General features: G+C 64.0%; 19 protein-coding genes and 1 pseudogene. 9 read left to right on the top strand and 11 right to left on the bottom strand.

The annotated features are described in order from the left end of the window. From ACSFBL_RS33650 to ACSFBL_RS33660, 3 genes are all read left to right on the top strand, one after another. Positions 1–289: hypothetical protein (locus ACSFBL_RS33650; RefSeq protein ID WP_435520159.1), on the top strand; the 289-nt coding region annotated here is incomplete at its 5' end. Positions 290–373: 84 nt separating this feature from the next. Further along, positions 374–844, top strand: a complete 471-nt coding sequence (locus tag ACSFBL_RS33655; protein ID WP_435520160.1) for a hypothetical protein — start codon at positions 374–376, stop codon at positions 842–844. Positions 845–1,335: 491 nt separating this feature from the next. Next, on the top strand, positions 1,336–1,611 hold the full coding sequence (locus ACSFBL_RS33660; protein ID WP_435520161.1) for a hypothetical protein: 276 nt from the start codon (positions 1,336–1,338) through the stop codon (positions 1,609–1,611). 21 nt (positions 1,612–1,632) lie between these two features. On the opposite strand, the gene ACSFBL_RS33665 is transcribed toward ACSFBL_RS33660, so the two are convergent. The 6 genes from ACSFBL_RS33665 to ACSFBL_RS33690 form a co-directional block, all read right to left on the bottom strand. Beyond that, positions 1,633–2,007, bottom strand: a complete 375-nt coding sequence (locus ACSFBL_RS33665; protein WP_435520162.1) for a hypothetical protein — start codon at positions 2,005–2,007, stop codon at positions 1,633–1,635. Continuing rightward, positions 2,004–3,149 (bottom strand): ParB/RepB/Spo0J family partition protein, encoded by a 1,146-nt coding sequence (locus ACSFBL_RS33670; RefSeq protein WP_435520163.1) that lies wholly within the window; start codon positions 3,147–3,149, stop codon positions 2,004–2,006. Before ACSFBL_RS33670 ends, ACSFBL_RS33665 begins: the two co-directional genes overlap by 4 nt. Further along, positions 3,146–3,730: a ParA family protein gene (locus ACSFBL_RS33675; protein WP_435520164.1), complete on the bottom strand. Its 585-nt coding sequence runs from the start codon at positions 3,728–3,730 to the stop codon at positions 3,146–3,148. Before ACSFBL_RS33675 ends, ACSFBL_RS33670 begins: the two co-directional genes overlap by 4 nt. Continuing rightward, on the bottom strand, positions 3,678–5,285 hold the full coding sequence (locus ACSFBL_RS33680) for a phage integrase family protein (protein WP_435520165.1): 1,608 nt from the start codon (positions 5,283–5,285) through the stop codon (positions 3,678–3,680). Before ACSFBL_RS33680 ends, ACSFBL_RS33675 begins: the two co-directional genes overlap by 53 nt. Further along, a complete protein-coding gene (locus ACSFBL_RS33685) occupies positions 5,282–5,545 on the bottom strand; it encodes a hypothetical protein (protein ID WP_435520166.1) in 264 nt (87 codons plus the stop codon). Before ACSFBL_RS33685 ends, ACSFBL_RS33680 begins: the two co-directional genes overlap by 4 nt. 832 nt (positions 5,546–6,377) lie before the next feature. Continuing rightward, the gene (locus ACSFBL_RS33690) at positions 6,378–6,977 is read right to left on the bottom strand and encodes a lipocalin family protein (protein ID WP_435520167.1); all 600 of its coding nucleotides are present in this window, start codon (positions 6,975–6,977) and stop codon (positions 6,378–6,380) included. Positions 6,978–7,186: 209 nt separating this feature from the next. Between ACSFBL_RS33690 and ACSFBL_RS33695 the strand changes: the two are divergent. Together ACSFBL_RS33695 and ACSFBL_RS33700 are read left to right on the top strand one after the other, a co-directional pair. Next, a pseudogene (locus ACSFBL_RS33695) lies at positions 7,187–7,330 on the top strand (AMP-binding enzyme); the annotation flags it as partial. Beyond that, positions 7,327–7,584, top strand: a complete 258-nt coding sequence (locus ACSFBL_RS33700; RefSeq protein WP_435520168.1) for a hypothetical protein — start codon at positions 7,327–7,329, stop codon at positions 7,582–7,584. The pseudogene ACSFBL_RS33695 and the gene ACSFBL_RS33700, both read left to right, overlap by 4 nt. Positions 7,585–7,617: 33 nt before the next feature. Here ACSFBL_RS33700 and ACSFBL_RS33705 read toward each other — a convergent pair whose 3' ends face one another. Beyond that, complete coding sequence (locus ACSFBL_RS33705; RefSeq protein WP_435520169.1) at positions 7,618–8,643, bottom strand: LysR family transcriptional regulator; 1,026 nt, start codon at positions 8,641–8,643, stop codon at positions 7,618–7,620. A 117-nt stretch (positions 8,644–8,760) separates the two neighbouring features. On the opposite strand from ACSFBL_RS33705, the gene ACSFBL_RS33710 reads away from it, so the two are divergent. The 4 genes from ACSFBL_RS33710 to ACSFBL_RS33725 are packed head-to-tail and all read left to right on the top strand — an operon-like array spanning position 8,761 to position 12,271. Next, complete coding sequence (locus ACSFBL_RS33710) at positions 8,761–9,969, top strand: CaiB/BaiF CoA transferase family protein (protein WP_435520202.1); 1,209 nt, start codon at positions 8,761–8,763, stop codon at positions 9,967–9,969. Further along, the gene (locus ACSFBL_RS33715; protein WP_435520170.1) at positions 9,966–10,442 is read left to right on the top strand and encodes a MaoC family dehydratase; all 477 of its coding nucleotides are present in this window, start codon (positions 9,966–9,968) and stop codon (positions 10,440–10,442) included. The genes ACSFBL_RS33710 and ACSFBL_RS33715 overlap by 4 nt, the downstream gene beginning before the upstream one ends. 20 nt (positions 10,443–10,462) lie before the next feature. Then, the gene (locus ACSFBL_RS33720) at positions 10,463–11,254 is read left to right on the top strand and encodes a class II aldolase/adducin family protein (RefSeq protein ID WP_435520171.1); all 792 of its coding nucleotides are present in this window, start codon (positions 10,463–10,465) and stop codon (positions 11,252–11,254) included. 42 nt (positions 11,255–11,296) lie between these two features. Then, positions 11,297–12,271 carry a tripartite tricarboxylate transporter substrate binding protein gene (locus tag ACSFBL_RS33725; protein ID WP_435520172.1) on the top strand — a complete coding sequence of 325 codons (975 nt, stop codon included), beginning with the start codon at positions 11,297–11,299 and terminating at the stop codon, positions 12,269–12,271. 262 nt (positions 12,272–12,533) lie between these two features. Here the strand turns inward: ACSFBL_RS33725 and ACSFBL_RS33730 are convergent, their stop codons facing one another. The 4 genes from ACSFBL_RS33730 to tnpA form a co-directional block, all read right to left on the bottom strand. Then, entirely contained in the window at positions 12,534–12,755 is a 222-nt protein-coding gene (locus ACSFBL_RS33730; RefSeq protein WP_435520173.1) for a hypothetical protein, read from the bottom strand. Further along, positions 12,752–14,431, bottom strand: a complete 1,680-nt coding sequence (tnpC, locus tag ACSFBL_RS33735) for an IS66 family transposase (RefSeq protein WP_435520174.1) — start codon at positions 14,429–14,431, stop codon at positions 12,752–12,754. The genes ACSFBL_RS33730 and tnpC overlap by 4 nt, the downstream gene beginning before the upstream one ends. 73 nt (positions 14,432–14,504) lie before the next feature. Next, positions 14,505–14,846, bottom strand: a complete 342-nt coding sequence (gene tnpB / locus ACSFBL_RS33740) for an IS66 family insertion sequence element accessory protein TnpB (RefSeq protein WP_435520175.1) — start codon at positions 14,844–14,846, stop codon at positions 14,505–14,507. Further along, positions 14,843–15,208, bottom strand: coding sequence for an IS66-like element accessory protein TnpA (gene tnpA, locus ACSFBL_RS33745; RefSeq protein WP_435520203.1), 366 nt, complete (start codon positions 15,206–15,208; stop codon positions 14,843–14,845). The genes tnpB and tnpA overlap by 4 nt, the downstream gene beginning before the upstream one ends. Positions 15,209–15,352 lie beyond the last annotated feature (144 nt).

The following is a 15,352-nucleotide window of genomic DNA, read 5'->3' on the forward strand; positions in this document are numbered from 1 at the left end:
GCTTGGCGGCGGCGACCGGCGCGACACCTTTTACAACGCGCGCGGTGGCGGCGGTGGCGGCGGCGGCGGTGGCGGCGGCGGCGGCGGTGGCGGCGGCGGCGGCGGTGGCGGCGGCGGCGGTGGCGGCGGCGGTGGCGGCGGCGGCGGCGGCGGCGGCGGCGGCGGTCACATCCTGCGGGAAATCGCCCAGACCATCGAGGATGCGGCCCGCGCTGCTGTAGTGATCGAATTCGCGACGGAGGCTATTTCTGTTCGACCAATTGTTGAAATCCAGGACGCACGGCGATGAGGGGTAGCGTATGAAGCCATAGCAACGCGCGACCTTATCTCTTGCTATTTGAGTTCACATCGATAGACCTTTTGGAGAAGTACCATGACTGAAGCGCCTGATAAAAAAGTCCCGACAAACGATGGGGAAACCCATGCAATCACTCTTTCTGATTTCGCATTTTCATTGACCTCCGCCGTGATGCACGCGCTGGACGAAGGCGGCGGTGGCGGCGGTGGCGGTGGCGGTGGCGGTGGTGGTGGCGGTGGTGGTGGCGGCGGTGGTGGTGGCGGCGTCATTACCGCGGGCTTCTGGATCAAGCTAAACCTCGCGGCCGATGACGGCGGCGGCGGCGGCGGCGGCGGCGGCGGCGGCGGCGGCGGCGGCGGCGGCGGCGGCGGCGGCGGCGGCGGCGGCGGTGGTGGTGGTGGCGGCGGCGGCGGTGGCGGCGTCGTGCTAGAGCATGCGACCGAAGCTGTCACCCGTGCGGTCCTAAACGCGATCAACAGCCAAACCGCCAGATCGACGGTCAACGGCTTCTCTGTTGTCTTTGGTATCGAGCACGCTAGGAAGTGACATTTGCAAGGCCGGCGGCCGTCAAGCGCCGGCCTGCCCGCCTTGTCCAAAGTGATTGGCCAACCGAAACACAGCTATGGAAAATTCCTCTACTCGTGGCAGGACCGCGCTGTGTCCGAGCTCACTCTGTTCCGAGGGCGCCCTTTTGATAGGAATAGTCGGAACGGACGGACTGGTGGGGCGTATTGAACCAGCCTTGACCGTTGACACAAATTTTGCCGCCTTGGCGTCTAAAGTCGGCGTACCCGAACACAGATTCAGGTTTGCAGACCGCTGCCTTGAGCATGAGTGCACGCACTGGACGGGCGAAAAGTGTTCAGTGATTTCGCAGGCAAACCGCGTTGCCGATCAGTCGTTCCCCATCGTGCTTCACGCGAAGCAGACCCTGGAGCGATGCTCAATTCGCCCATCTTGTCGATGGTTTGCGCAGGAAGGACCATCTGCGTGTGCTGTTTGCCCCTCTATCTACAACCATGGCCAGGAGAGTCCCCATGCCCACAACTAAAGCAAAGCACGAATTCAAGATATCAATTGAGGGCGTTTCCCTGAGTTCGGACACTGCAGAGCGCTTGAACGCTGCACTGCAAAAAGCCGCTCTGATGGAACTCGCGGCGATGCCGCTAGGGGGCAAGGATTTGGTATTCAGCCCAATCTTGTCCAAGATGGTTACCGATGGCAATGGTGGAGGCAGTGGCACCGGTGGTGGTGGCGGTGGCGGTGGCGGCGGCGGTGGAGCGGAAATTCGCCTACTAACGCGCAAGCAGTAGCAAAGCTCTAGCCATCGCGGCCTATCGCACGGTCTTCCTAGCTGGCTTCTTCGCCGCCGGCTTCGCTGACGCTTTTTTAGCGGCTCCTACTTTCTTCGTTGCTGACCTTGGCGAAGCATCATTCGAAGCAACCTTGACGGCCGCGCGCTGAGCGGACGCGGCGGCATTGCGCTTACCAAGGTTGTAGCGCTCGTACGCCGTAGCAAAGCGCGCAAGGACCTTCACGACGTTTTGCTTTGAGCAGCCGTACTGGGAGGCGATCGTGCTGGCCGGCATTCCGAGAACGTGATACGCATGCGCGATGTCGCGACTGTTCCCCTGCCGGACAACGAAATAAAGCATCGTCGCCTCGAACTCGTCGGGGGGCATCAAGGTCTCGGAAAGTTTGGTCGTCATTTCGCGGTGATGATCTTGGCTAACGCCTGGTCAACTTCAAATTTTTCCGCCTTGCCCTGCCCAAGCAGGAACGCGGCGAGATTGAACAACTCGACCGGCCCCTTTCCGAACTCGTTGCGTGCGAGTCCGGCGATGAGCGCCGGTGCGAGATCCTCCGTTGCCAGGCCGCGATCAAAAAAGGCCTGACCGTGTTTGACGACCAATTCGAGGTCGGCACTGGAAACCGAAGCGACAATCGTAACCGCAACTGCGCCCGGCTTACGCGAAGCGTCAACCAAAGCAGTAATCGCCTTCTCATGCGGCTTCATCGGTGCGGTCGGGAAAATGCTTCCGCCGCCCATCACCGAAGGCGTACCCGGCTCCTCCACCGAACGATCGCGGGGAGTGGCGGTCGTCGGTGCTGGTCCTGACGGCTTGCCCGGTGCAGGGCTCTTGCCCGGCAGCGTGTGCACCTTGGTTTCCTTCTTCGCAGCATCGGTCTTCTTGCGCAAGTCGGTAGCGCCGGGCTTGGCAGCGGCCTGGTCGACGAGAGCCTTGGCCGCACCGGGGTTGACCTTCTCGATTTGACGCACGTTGTTGATCGCCGTGACATCGGAGCTGATTCCCTCGTCGATGAGGCGCCGGGCCTGCGGAGGAAGATCAAGCAGGTTAAGGCGCTGGGTGATCCATGCCTCACTCTTCTGGACCTTCTTGGCGAGCGCAGCGCGGTCGCCGCTCAGCACGCCGAGCATCTTCTTCAGCTGGCCGGCTTCTTCGAGTTGCGTGAGATTCTTGCGGTGGATGTTCTCGATGAACTGGGCATCGACGGCCTGGTCATCGGTGAGCGATCGAATCAGGCACGGAATCTTGGTCAAGCCGGCGAGCTTCGCGGCGCGCAAGCGGCGCTCGCCGGCGACCAGCTCGTATCGACCAGCAGGGCGCGCGCGGAGCAAAACGGGCTGGATTACGCCATGGATCTTGATGGTCTCGGCGAGGTCCGAAAGCTTGTTGTGCTCGTCCTCGAACTCTTTGCGTTCCTGGTCGGCGATGTCGATCAAGCTGATGTCCACCTCATTCGGTGCGGCCTTCTGAACGCTTTTGAACATATCGGCCATGCTTTGACCGAGCGGGTGGTTCGCGGCGGGGTTCACAGCGGCATTCATTTCGAGATTTCCTTGAGGATCATGGTGCATGCGTCACGCCATTCTTTCGCGGCTTTCTCGTGGCTCGAACCACGAGGACTCTCCCAGACCGGTGATCTGGTGTTGACCGCATGCCGCACAGCGGCACGCTCGGGCAGCTCAGCGGAGAGCACATAGTCTCCGTATTCGGAGCGCATGTGCTGAACCATCGCGCGCTCTTTGGCACTGCGGCCGTTCGTCTTCATCAATAGGATGCCCAGATGCCTCAGATCGGGATTCAACGCCGACTGCGTTCCCTGGATCGTGTTGAACAGCTTGGCGACCCCACCCTGTTCGTACAGGCCGAGAGTCATGGGCGTAATGACGAAGTCGGCAGCTGCAAGCGCGCCGACGAGCAATGAATTGCGCTCGGGAGGCGTGTCGATGATGCAGAGATCGAATTTCGGTGCGAGAGCGCGCAGCGCGGTACGAGCGCGCAAGACAACATCGGTACTGGCCGTCAGCAGCTCGTACAAGGCCTCATCACCAGCCGGGATCAGGCTGATGTGGTCATCGACCGGCTGGAGCGGCTTGGAGACTGGCCGCTCGGAAAAAAGATCCATCGTCGAAAGGTACGCAGGATCCGGAACGACGACGTTGCATCCGAGGGAAAGGCTGGCCTGTCCAATCGGTCGCCATCGTCCCATCGGTGGCCCGGTACTCGATTTTCTCGAGGTCCTCGCACTTCACGCTCGTGATCTCGGCCAGACGCAGCCCGGTCGCGTAGAGCCAGTGCATGGCGCGCCGAAGCCGGCGTCCGGCTTCCGTCTCGACATGCTGGTCCAGCAGCGCCTCGATGTGATCCCACTGGGCGAAGGTCAGGGTTCGACTTGAACCCAAGGGCCGGGGCGGATGCGTCGGCAACGCGACGGCCGCGAACGGATTGCCCGTCACATAGCCCTGGCTCATCAGGAAAGCAAACAAGCCCTTGAGGATGGTCAGCGCATGCCGCAGCGCGACCGCCCAGAGCGGCCCTTCGAGCGGCCGCCACAGCGGCGACCAGCGCTGGTGATGGCGGGGCCCGCACCAGGCTGCCGGTGGATCCGCGAGGAAAGACCGAAATTCGTTCACATCCTCCACCGTCAACGAGGACAGCGCCTTCTGCCGTTCGAGGACCGCCCACAAGAGCAGGCGCTCCGCCTCCTTGCGATAGGCCCGCTGCGTCGCCGACAACTCGTTCCCCCGCCCTGCCCTTTTGGAAGCCAGCCAGGCGCCGATCGCCTCGTGGTCGTTGCGCGCCAACAGAACGCACTGCTCGAGCGGCGCCCTGAACCGCCCCGCCCTGCCGTCCAGCGCCGCCGGCACCAGGAATTTCTCGAACGGACGCAGCGCCGTGGCCGCCGGCACGACCCCGGCCAGGACGACCGGCGTCAACTCGGAACGCGGCTGCAGCACATGCCGCCCAACTCGCAGCCCCAGGACGGCCTCGTTCGCCTGCAACCATTCCTGGATCCGGGAGGCCTTGCGTTCTCCCACACCCGGCACCTGCACCCACCAGCGGGCACCGATCCCATTGATGCGCTCCACCAGATCCCAAAGCGTTGAGACCCCCGCGCGCTCGAGGCGCGCGGCCTGTGAGGGATTCAACCAAGCCCCCACGCGGTCGGCCGGGCGCGGATCCTGCGCCACGAGGTCCTGCAGCCAGCGCAACGCTTCGAGTTGCCGCGCGATCACGCGGCTGCGGCGCGTCGGCGGGACGGCGCCGCCCTGCCCTCCCAGCGCGGCCCTGCCCAACGCTGCCTTGCCCCGCCCTCCCCGGCCGCCTGGAGGAAAGGCCTCTTCGTAGGCCTCGAGCTGCTCGGCTTCCGAAAAATCCTCCAGGCCCCGCTCGGCGGCGAATTCGGCCAGGGTCGGCTGCTTCGGCGCCGCGGTAAACCGGTCCGGGTCCAGCAGGATCAGGCGCGCCGTCCCCGGCTTGTTCTCGCGCCGGGCCGCGGCGGCGAACTCGTCGCGGATCCAGGCGATGGTCCTGCGCACGGTGCGCAGGTCGGCGTGTTCGCCCTCGAGCCGCAAGTACCGGTCCCAGCTCGCGCGTTCATCGAGGCCCTGGGCGAGCGCGCGCATGAAGGCGAAATGCCCGCCGTGGAGCTTGCGCGGTAGTGCCTTCGGTCGCTTCACGGAGGCCACCCCGGGTCCCGGTTCCTGTCGTCGGGGGCGCCCCAGAACTTCCACCAGGGTCGCGGCCGCGGGACCGGCTCCGGCGGCAGCTGCGCCAGGTAACTGGCTCGGGTACGCCGGCGCTGCTCGACCTCGAAGGCGTGGGCGATGCCATTGGCCCCGCGGTCGCCGCGCAGGGCCCGGGCGCGCCACATCGCGGCCAGGCGCGCCACCTCCTCATCCTCGAGGTGCGCCAGCTGCTGGGTGGACAAGGTTGGCATGGACAGGTCGAACGCAAAGGGTGGCGAGATCCACCCGATCAAAGGCTGGACAGCTGGAGCGCGGTGAAGAGGTCGACGAGGTGTTTGCCCCCGGCACCCTCCCCTCGGGAACGACGGGTCCGGAGGCGCCCTTGTCTCACCTCAGATGATAAATCCAATTATCATTAGCGCCGAAATTGACAATGAAATTCTTCAATTAAATCAACAGCTTATGATTTAATCGACGTTCATTTAGCAATTGCTTTGGCTAAATCCAGCCCCCAAAATCCGTAAAGGCGATTGATTTATCCGGTGCCGCCGCTTCCATGACGTTGGCCGGTCCGCCAACGGTCGGCTCCGAGATGGCGAACGACCGCAGGCAGGGCAATTGGCGAGCGGCACCCGACATTTTCTGGTCGCGACGTTGGCCGGCCGGGGCGCGTGCGAGTAACTGCCGATAGCAGCGATGATGGCGTCAAGACGACCTCGATTAACACCGGCCCTGCTCTACCCAGCTTCCGTGAGCGCGCCCGCAGTTACTTGGCCGAGGGCTCAATGGCGTCGAACAACTGCCGGTCAAGTTTCCAGTGTCAAACCCAAGTTCAGATGTCGCATCGCCAGCAAAGTTGAAATGCCGCATTTCTTTTTTCTTCAAGGACTCTGACGACCTCGGTGACCGCCTGGCCTCAGAACTACTTGAACCTGTCAGCCGAAGGCCGACCTGTTTGAGCTGCACGCTTTGCGCAGGGCACGACCGAATTCCTTGGCGTCGAAGTGTCGGAAATTCATCGTTCCCGGCGCTCCCAGCGGCTGCGGCCTCTACGCACCGTCAAGATGTGGACTCAGAGGCCGCTCAACTTCGGTCCTTGACCCACTGGTCTCTCACGAAGCCCAAGTCCAACAAGTGGCGTTCGATGCCGCGCCAGCCCATCTCGTCAATTTCACTAGTGCGCGAGAGCACCCACATGTATGTGCGGGATGGCTCAGTGACGACGGCCAAGCTTCGATCGGGTGATAGATATACGATGTCGTAGTCGGCCCAAACGAACGGTGTCCACCGTAGCCAACTCGGCGCAAACGCCACCTCAAGCGAACCTGGTCGCAGTTCACCAGACTCTATGGTCGCGCCCGCGCGCGGGCGCGCCACCCCCGTAACCGAATCGAGGCCGGACGCAGTCCGGCACTGATTGCGGACCTCGACCTGACCGGTATCCAGCAGTCTATAGCTCGCCTTGGCGCCGGACACACATTGGCGCTGAAATCTATTGGGGATGTGCGCCACTTGCTGCCACTCGCCCATGTAGCCCGCCAGATTCACGGAAGGCAGCGATGCGCCGGCGCTCGAGTTCTTGTTCGTATTGCTGTTGTCGACACTCGCGCAGCCACCAACTGCAGCGATAGCCAAAAGCGCCGCGCCGCAAGCGACGATATGTTCAAGAATCAGTTTTCTCATGTTCAGTGCCGTGTCTACGCAAGAGCGCATTGTGCGTGCGCCTTCTCCGCGGTTCTGTCGGATGCGGGCGCATTCTTCGACGCATCCACCGTTGCCCACATAGGCCAGGGTGTCTGGGGAAACATCGTGTCTCGCGCTCCCCTGGGACCAGCAAGCTTGCACGACTCGCACGTCGGATGGTCAACCTTTGACTAGGAGCCGCGGTCGGCCGCCCCGACGCGAATGCCGGCGAGCTACCCGTCGCCTATGTGCAACTCAGGCCCGGCGTTCGTGCCACGGAGGACGAGCTTCTGTCCTTTGCCCGGGAGCAAATCACCGAGCGCGCAGCGATGCCGAAGCGATCCGGTTGGTGACGTCCATGCCCCTGACCGGGGTTGGCAAGATCTTCAAGCCCGAGCTCAGGCAGCGCGAGATCGCGGATGCCCTGCGTACGGCGCTGCAGGATGCCGGCGCCCCCACTTCTCGGCTCGAAGTCTTCAACGATCCGGATTTCGGCATTCACATCGAGATCACGGTGGCCGGCAGCGCGACCGCCGGCATCGCCCGCGAGCTCCTGGGTCAGTGCCCGTTCCGCTTCACAGTGTCCTTGGCAGGCCTCGATCAATGATGGTGTTCGACCCGCTGGCGCTGAGATCGGTTTCTACTTGGCATGATCGCGAAGGTTTCGCTGAAGCGCAGACCGGAGACCGGCGCCGGCAGGTTGAGAACGTTGTGTTGGACCCAGCGCACGGCCATCTGCTGCGCCCAACGCTGGGCTGCGCCTCGCTCTTTTCAGCGGCTGCGAGCCCTCCAGCGCCAGCTCCCGAAAACGTTCCGCAGCAGCGTTATTTCCGCGCGCTCGCGATGCCATCGCGATCGAGACGGCCGCCGAGGCGGGTAACCCGCTGACAGGGCGGAAGACGACGCCCCGCGCAGCCAGCCGCGCGCTGACCGAAGGCACCAGTGCCACGCCCATCCCGCTCTGCACCAGGCTGATCACTGTCTGCACCTGCGTTGCTTCCTGCGACACACGAGGGGTCAGTCCCTCCTGCTGGAACGCCAGCATCACCATGGCATGAAGACCGGGCACTCGAGTCGAGGCGTAGTCGATGAACGGGTACCGGGCAAGTTCCGCCAAGCTGAGGCGCCGCTGCTTCGCGAGCGCGTGCCGGACCGGCAGAACGGCGCAGAACACGTCTCGCTCGACGATCTCGAACCGCAAGGCACTGGCCGAGGCCGTCGGGTAGCGCACCAGTCCGATGTCGAGTTGCCCCCCTTCGACCAGTGCCAGCAATTCGAGGTTCGTTGACTCGCGCAACACCAGCTCGACTTGCGGGTAGCGCGACCGGAACGCGGGCAGCAACTTCGGCATCAGGGAATAAGTGGCCGATCCCACGAAGCCCACGCGCAGCAAACCACCTTCGCCGCCGGCCGCTGCGAGGGCTGCGTCACGCAACTCGTCCGCGCTGGCCATGCATTGCTGCGCAATGCTTAGTGCGGCGACGCCGGCGGCGGTGAGGGTCACACCGCGCGGCTGCCGCTCGAACAAAGCGGTACCCACTTCCTCCTCGAGCTTGCGTATGGCGACCGACAGCGGCGGCTGTGCCATGTGCAGCTGCTCGGCGGCGCGGCGGAAGTTAAGTGCCTCCGCAACGGCGGCGAATTGTCGGAGTTGCCTCAGTTCCATGGTGATACTCGTGGTGTATCGAAAGTGATTCGAACGGTATTGGACGCCGCAATCCTCGGTTCCTACCATTCACGCATTCCCGAACAAACCAAGCGGCCCAAGACCCGCCGCCCCACCATGACAACTAGCGCACCCCGTGACGACGACCTGCCCCTTTCCGGGGTGCGCGTGCTGGACCTGAGCGCCGTGGTGCTCGGCCCTTACGCCAGCCAGAACCTGGCGGAGTACGGTGCTGACGTCGTCAAGATTGAACCTCCCGAGGGTGACTCCACGCGCCGGACCGGCCCCAGCACAGAGCCCGGCATGGGCGCGATCTTCCTCGGTGTCAACCGCGGCAAGCGCAGCGTGGTGCTGGATCTGAAACGCGCCGACGCTCGTTCCGCGCTGCTCCAGCTGGTCGACACCGCCGATGTGCTGATGCACAGCATCCGCCCACAAAAACTCGGGGCCATCGGTCTCGACCCCGACACGTTGCTCGCTCGCAATCCGCGCCTGGTCTACGTGGGCCTTCATGGCTTCGCGGAAGACGGGCCCTACGGCGGCATGCCGGCATACGACGACATCATCCAGGGACTGTCGGGCTGCGCGGCACTCATGGAGCGGCAATCCGGCGCACCGCAGTACTTCCCGACGATCGCGGCCGACAAGACCTCGGGGCTGGTCGCCACCCACGCCATCCTCGCCGCGCTGTTCCGGCGCGAGCGCACGGGCAAGGGCGGGTATGTCGAGGTTCCCATGTTCGAATCGATGGTGTCGTTCAACCTGGTCGAACACTTCTACGGGCACCACTTCGCGCCCCCGTTGGCCGATACCGGGTATCCGCGCCTGTTTGCCAGGCATCGCCGGCCCTACCGCACCGCGGACGGCTATCTCTGCGCGATGCCCTACACGGACACACACTGGAAGCGCTTCTTCACCGAGGGCGGCATGCCCGAGGCAGCTGCCGATCCGCGGTTCGCCAACATAACGGAGCGCACCAAACACATTGACGCGCTCTACACGCTGGCCGCGCAGGTGATCGAGACACGCGGCACCGATGAATGGCTGGAGGTATTCGAACGCCTGGAAGTGCCGGCCTCGCGCATGAACCGCCTAGAGGACCTTGCCAAGGACCACCACCTGAAGGCGACGGACTTCTTCAAGACCATCGACGACCCGAAGATGGGAACGCTGCGCTTCCCCGGCGCACCCGTGCGCATCGACCGCAGGAAATTGCCGGTGCGCATGGCGCCACGCTTGGGCGAGCACACCCATCAAGTACTGAGCGAAGCAGGCATCGAGCCGCTCGCGACTGAACGACCCGCGCTGCAAGGAGCACCGATATGACAGGACCCACCGCCAGGTACCCGCTGCTGGGCCACGGCTTCTTCTGGCAGGACCTCAAGGTCGGACAGAAATTCCAGACCTTCAACCGCACTGTGACCGAGACCGATCTCGTCAACTTCATCTCCTGCACGGGCATGCTGGAGATCATCTTCATCGACGCCGAAGGCGCAGCGAGCGCAATCGGTGGTCGGCCGGTGCCAGCCGCGCTGACCTACTCGCTGATCGAAGGATTCATCCTGCAGACCATGATCCAGGGCACGGGCATGGCGATGCTCGAATGCACGCAAAAAGTCCTCGCGCCGGTGCGCGTCAACGACACCATCCATGCGGTGATCGAGGTCGCTGGCGTCAAGCCGACGTCGAAGGGCAACCGCGCGATCGTCGACTCCAGCATCGAAGTCTTCAATCAGCGCGGGGAACCCGTCCTGAGCTACACGGCACGCCGCATGCTCGCCGGCCGCCCGCAATCCTGATGAATGAAAGGCCCGATGCCATGAACGCCGTCGTCCCATCTCGCCCAGCCTCAGTCCGCGATCGCGTGAGCGACGAGGAATGGAAGGTCCGCACCGATCTTGCCGCTTGCTACCGCCTGGTCGCGAAATACGGCATGAGCGACCTGATCTACAACCACATCACGGCCAAGGTGCCGGGTGACGCCAAGCACTTCCTGATCAACCCGTTCGGTCTCATGTACACGGAGATCACGGCATCATGCTTCTACACCCTGGACCTCGACGGCAACATCGTCGACAAGCCCGAGGGCGAGTTCGGCGAGTTTTCGGTGAACCGCGCGGGCTTCATGATCCACAGCGCGGTGCACGGCGCCCGCGCCGATCTGAAGTGCGTGATGCACACCCACACGCGCGCCGGCATGGCGGTCTCGGCGATGAAGCAAGGCCTGCTACCGCTCACCCAGACCGCGATGCGCTTCCATGGCGCGATCGGCTTCCACGACTACGAACAACCGACAGTCGACATGAGCGAGCGCGACCGGATCGCGCGCGACCTCGGGCCGCACAGCACCCTCATCCTGCGTAACCATGGCCTCGTGGCCTGTGGGCCGACGGTACAGGACACATGGAACCTCATGTACTGGCTGGAGACCGCCTGCAAGGTGCAGGTCGACGTGCTGGCCAGCGGCGCTGAGATCAGCATGCCCAGCCCCGAACTCGCCGCCGCGATGGCCAGGCGCTACGGCCCCGATGGCAAGGTCAATTTCGCTCCGATGGAATGGCCTGCCCTGCTGCGCCAACTCGATCGCGAAGACCCCTCCTACAAGACCTGAGCGCACCCGCTCGACATCCCATTCAACAACTGGAGACAAGCCATGTTCAAGCCCCTCGTCATCGCGCTAGCCGCCTCGGCCGCATTCGCAGTCCCGTGGACCTATGCGCAAGACAAATATCCGTCCAAGCCCGTCAGGATCATCGTCCCGTATGCACCCGGTGGGCCGAACGACATCGTGGCGCGCCTGGTGGCTCAGAAACTCGGCGAGATGGAAAAGCAGTCTTTCATTGTCGAGAACAAGCCTGGCGGCGGGTCCAACATCGGCGCCGACTTCGTAGCCAAAGCGCCTGCCGATGGGTACACGCTCCTGATCGCTGCCACGTCGCACGCGATCAACATGACGCTGTTCCCCAAGGAGCAACTGAAGTACGACCTGTTGAAGGATCTGGCGCCTGTGTCGATGATCATGACCGGCCCGCTGGTCCTGGTGACACGACCCGACTTTCCCGCGAGCAATCTTAAGGAACTCGTCGCGGCGGCCAAGGCCAAGCCGGGCGAACTGTCGTTCGCATCCTCGGGCAACGGCTCGTCGACGCACCTGGGCGGAGAGATGCTCAACAGTGCCGCGGGTATCAAGACAATCCATGTACCGTACAAGGGCAGCGGCCCGGGATTGACCGACGTGATGGGAGGCCAGACGACCTACATGGTCGACACCATGATCTCGGCCACGCCGTTCGTCACTTCGGGCAAGCTCAAGGCGCTGGCGGTCACCGGCAAGAAGCGCTCGCCGGTCTTGCCCAACGTGCCGACCGTGACCGAACAGGGCTATCCCGATTTCGAGGCCGTCGCATTCATCGGCATGATGGCCCCAGCCGCCACGCCAGGACCGATCATCGACAAGATCAACAACGACCTGCAAAAGATACTGGCCATGCCCGAGATCAAGGACAAGCTGGCGGCCCAGGGCTTCACTGCCGAATGGATGAAGCCCGCGGACTTTGGCAGCTACCTGGCGAAGGAAGTGCCGAAGTGGGGTGCGATCGTGAAGAGCGCGAACGTCAAGGTGGACTGAGCATTGCCGGCCGGTTGCGGCTACAAGCGGTACTGCGAGATGCGGCTACGGAAGAGCTTGCCGCGCCGCCCGTGCGTGTCTATCCGGTCTTCCCCGTCGCTTGACGACGCACAGCGACGGGTCAGTCAGATGTCGATGACCCGCCGGAGGTGAGCGTATGACAGGCGTTCAAGACGCCTCGCCGGTGTCGATGATGGCGGTCTCGGGGTTGCAGTAGGGTGAGCGTCCAGCGCGACCATCTTGACCGACCAAGCGTTGGTCCTCAGGGCGGATTGATCTCGTCGGTGGGCTCGTCGGTCTCGTAGTACCTGCCGATCGCCCGGTCCAAGCGCTTGAGCAGAGCGTTGATCGTTTCGCCCTCGCGCCTGACGAGCATGGCCAGCGTGTTGTGGCTGTCAGCTGCAGTCGCCGCGCATTCGATGTTTCCGATGCTTCCAACGGTGATGTCGCCACCGTCTTCGATCAGGGTTTCGATGTTCTTCATGTGCTTGCCGGCGGCTGCCAGCGGTGTGGCAGCAGGTCATCGATCCGGCTGTTGAGTTGCGAAGGCAGTCGCGCAACGACGTCGCGCAGGTACGCCCAGGGATCGTGCCCGTTAAGCCGGGCCGACTGCACGAGGCTCATCACGATGGCTGCGCGGCGTCCGGCGAGCTCGCTGCCCACGAACATCCAGGCGCGGCGTCCCATGGCCCAGGGCTTGATCTGGCGCTCGAGATGGTTGTTATCGATGGCGACCGCTCCGTCATCGAGAGGCCGCGTGAGCGCCTCCCAATGGTTGAGCGTGTAGTCGATGGCTCCCGCCGCGGCGCCGCCGTCGACGACGAGTCGCCGCTCCAGTTCAAGCCAGTTCCTCAGCTTGTCCCATAGCGGTTTGGCAAGCTGTTGCCGCAGCGTCTGTCGCTCCTCGTCGCTCACGCCCTTGAACTCGCCTTCGACCTCGTAGATTCGCGCGAAGCGCCGGATCGCCTCTTCAGCCAAGGGGCTCGTTCCATCGCGCGCTAGCTCCTCGTACTTGCGTCTCGCGTGCGCTGTGCAGGCTGCGTCGATGCGGTCGGGGTAGATGCGCGCATCAAGCACGGTGTCATAGGCGCCATAGCGGTCGGTCAGCAGCGTGCCGGACCATCGGCGTTCGCCTCGCTTCTCGTCGCCACCGAGGAACGCCACCGGATACTGCGCGCCGCGTCCCAGGCAGAAGTCGTAGGCCACACCAGGCACGGCATCGTGCCAGCTCCTCGCATAAGCCCACATGTAGGCCCGGCGCGTCTTGCCGGCGCCGGGGTCGAGCAGCGCCACCGGCGTCTCGTCGGCGTGCAGGACCCTGCAACTCAGCACGAAGCGCTTGTGCACATCGAACAGCGGCTCCAGCGCCGCACCCGCCTGGCCAGAGATGGATGCCAGCGTCGAGCGCGGCGTATGCACCCCGCTGCGAGCGTTGATCGACTCCTGCCGGTAGTACGGCAGGTGATCGACGAACCTGCTGATCAGAGTATGCGCGACGAGCCCGCTTGCCGCGATGCCGCCATCGATCACGTCCGCCACAGCCGGCGCTTGCTTGAGCGTTTGGCAGCAGCGGCAGACCCACTTGCCGTAGATGTGCCGATGCACGAAGAACTCCGCCGGAACGATGTCCAGTCGTTCGCTGACGTCTTCGCCGATGCGCATCATCGGTCGGCCGCAGCCGGGTTCTGCGCAGTCGGTACTCTCTGGTTCGTGGCGATGCTCGACGCGCCGCAGGTGCGCCGGCAGCGGCTGGCGCCGCGGCTGACGTGGCGGCGGCTTGGGCTTGATGTTCGCACCATCCGTGGCCGCCGCTTCACGGCGCAAGCGCTCCAGTTGCTCGCGCAGGCTCGCTTCGTCCTCAGCGAGCGTCTCGTCGAAGAGGCGACGCTGGTCAGCACTCATCGCCTCCGACTTCGCGCCGTACTTCCAGCGCTTCAGGCGCGCCAATTCGAAGGTGATCTTCTCGATCTTGGCCTCGCGCAGCGCGAGGTCGCGCTCCTTGCGCTGCAGAAGCTCCTGGGTCTGGGCAAGCTCACGGTCGCGCTGGGCGAGTTGATGATCCTGAACACTCAGACGCTGCTGCAATTGAGCGATCAATGCCGCCGCTTCGGGCGGAACGCCCTGCAAGTTGAGCGGGGGAAGATCGCGCATGCCGAGCATGCGTTGCATCGTGCCAGAAGTTGCCGTTGGACGGCATCAGCACATGCGCTGTCAACGCATCACGGCGGGTGTCTCAGGCGCGCGTGATCAGGCTCATCTCCGGCAGGCGCTGCCAAGGCAGGCCCAGGATCAAGGCGTCGAATTGAGCGCTCGTGAGCGATAGTGATGCAGGAGACGTCGAGCTCGCCTGCTGCCAGGCAAAGCGTCCGGCGTTGAGCCTGCGCGCGGCGCACCAGACACCGAAGCCATCGTGCACGAGCAGCTTGATGCGCGTGCCGCGGGCGTTGGCGAACATGTAGCCGTGATGCGCCTGAGCGGCGCCGAAGACCTGCACGACGCGCGCAAGAAGCCGGTCCATGCCGGCGCCCATGTCGATGGGCTCCACGGCCAGCCACATTGCGTCGATGCGGATCACCGGAGCAACTCACGGATCCAGACGGCGCACTCGCTCGGGGCGCTCCCCGGCCACGTCACGACGATCGACATCGGACCTCGGCGCAGTTCAATGCGGATGTCTGCTGTCGTAGTGGCCGGCGGGACTGCCAGCGGAACGAACGCTGGCCCGGGCCGCACCGCACCATCGCCGCTCTGCTTGTCGTTCGCCGGAAGGGTCTCCCCCTCACGAACCCAGCGTCGCAGTAGGTTGGCATTGATACCGTGGGCCATCGCCACGGCTGCCATAGGGATGCCAGGCTGCAGGCAGGCCGCCACGGCATTGGCCTTGAACTCGTCGCTGTGACGGCGGCGACGACGGCCACCAACAAAAGCTGCAGGCATAGTGTTCACGAATCCACCAAGAAGTTAAGTGGATTCGAGACTCCTATACGGCTCGCCGAAACTCAAGATGGGATGGCTGGACGCTCACGCAGTAGGTGATGACGGCGACATGCGTCTGGAGATGGCGAACAACGGAGGAGGCTT

It is taken from the genome of Variovorax glacialis, from assembly GCF_051216375.1.
Classification (GTDB): Bacteria; Pseudomonadota; Gammaproteobacteria; order Burkholderiales; family Burkholderiaceae_C; genus Variovorax.

Bases quoted from the DNA above. Each gene is read 5' to 3' on its own strand.
- tnpA (WP_435520203.1), bottom strand. From the start codon at position 15,208: ATGCCTGCAGCTTTTGTTGGTGGCCGTCGTCGCCGCCGTCACAGCGAC.
- ACSFBL_RS33710 (WP_435520202.1), top strand. From the start codon at position 8,761: ATGACAACTAGCGCACCCCGTGACGACGACCTGCCCCTTTCCGGGGTG.
- ACSFBL_RS33725 (WP_435520172.1), top strand. From the start codon at position 11,297: ATGTTCAAGCCCCTCGTCATCGCGCTAGCCGCCTCGGCCGCATTCGCA.
- ACSFBL_RS33675 (WP_435520164.1), bottom strand. From the start codon at position 3,730: ATGGATCTTTTTTCCGAGCGGCCAGTCTCCAAGCCGCTCCAGCCGGTC.
- ACSFBL_RS33665 (WP_435520162.1), bottom strand. From the start codon at position 2,007: ATGACGACCAAACTTTCCGAGACCTTGATGCCCCCCGACGAGTTCGAG.
- ACSFBL_RS33720 (WP_435520171.1), top strand. From the start codon at position 10,463: ATGAACGCCGTCGTCCCATCTCGCCCAGCCTCAGTCCGCGATCGCGTG.
- ACSFBL_RS33690 (WP_435520167.1), bottom strand. From the start codon at position 6,977: ATGAGAAAACTGATTCTTGAACATATCGTCGCTTGCGGCGCGGCGCTT.
- ACSFBL_RS33655 (WP_435520160.1), top strand. From the start codon at position 374: ATGACTGAAGCGCCTGATAAAAAAGTCCCGACAAACGATGGGGAAACC.
- ACSFBL_RS33705 (WP_435520169.1), bottom strand. From the start codon at position 8,643: ATGGAACTGAGGCAACTCCGACAATTCGCCGCCGTTGCGGAGGCACTT.
- ACSFBL_RS33715 (WP_435520170.1), top strand. From the start codon at position 9,966: ATGACAGGACCCACCGCCAGGTACCCGCTGCTGGGCCACGGCTTCTTC.
- ACSFBL_RS33730 (WP_435520173.1), bottom strand. From the start codon at position 12,755: ATGAAGAACATCGAAACCCTGATCGAAGACGGTGGCGACATCACCGTT.
- tnpC (WP_435520174.1), bottom strand. From the start codon at position 14,431: ATGCTCGGCATGCGCGATCTTCCCCCGCTCAACTTGCAGGGCGTTCCG.
- ACSFBL_RS33685 (WP_435520166.1), bottom strand. From the start codon at position 5,545: ATGCCAACCTTGTCCACCCAGCAGCTGGCGCACCTCGAGGATGAGGAG.
- ACSFBL_RS33670 (WP_435520163.1), bottom strand. From the start codon at position 3,149: ATGAATGCCGCTGTGAACCCCGCCGCGAACCACCCGCTCGGTCAAAGC.
- ACSFBL_RS33660 (WP_435520161.1), top strand. From the start codon at position 1,336: ATGCCCACAACTAAAGCAAAGCACGAATTCAAGATATCAATTGAGGGC.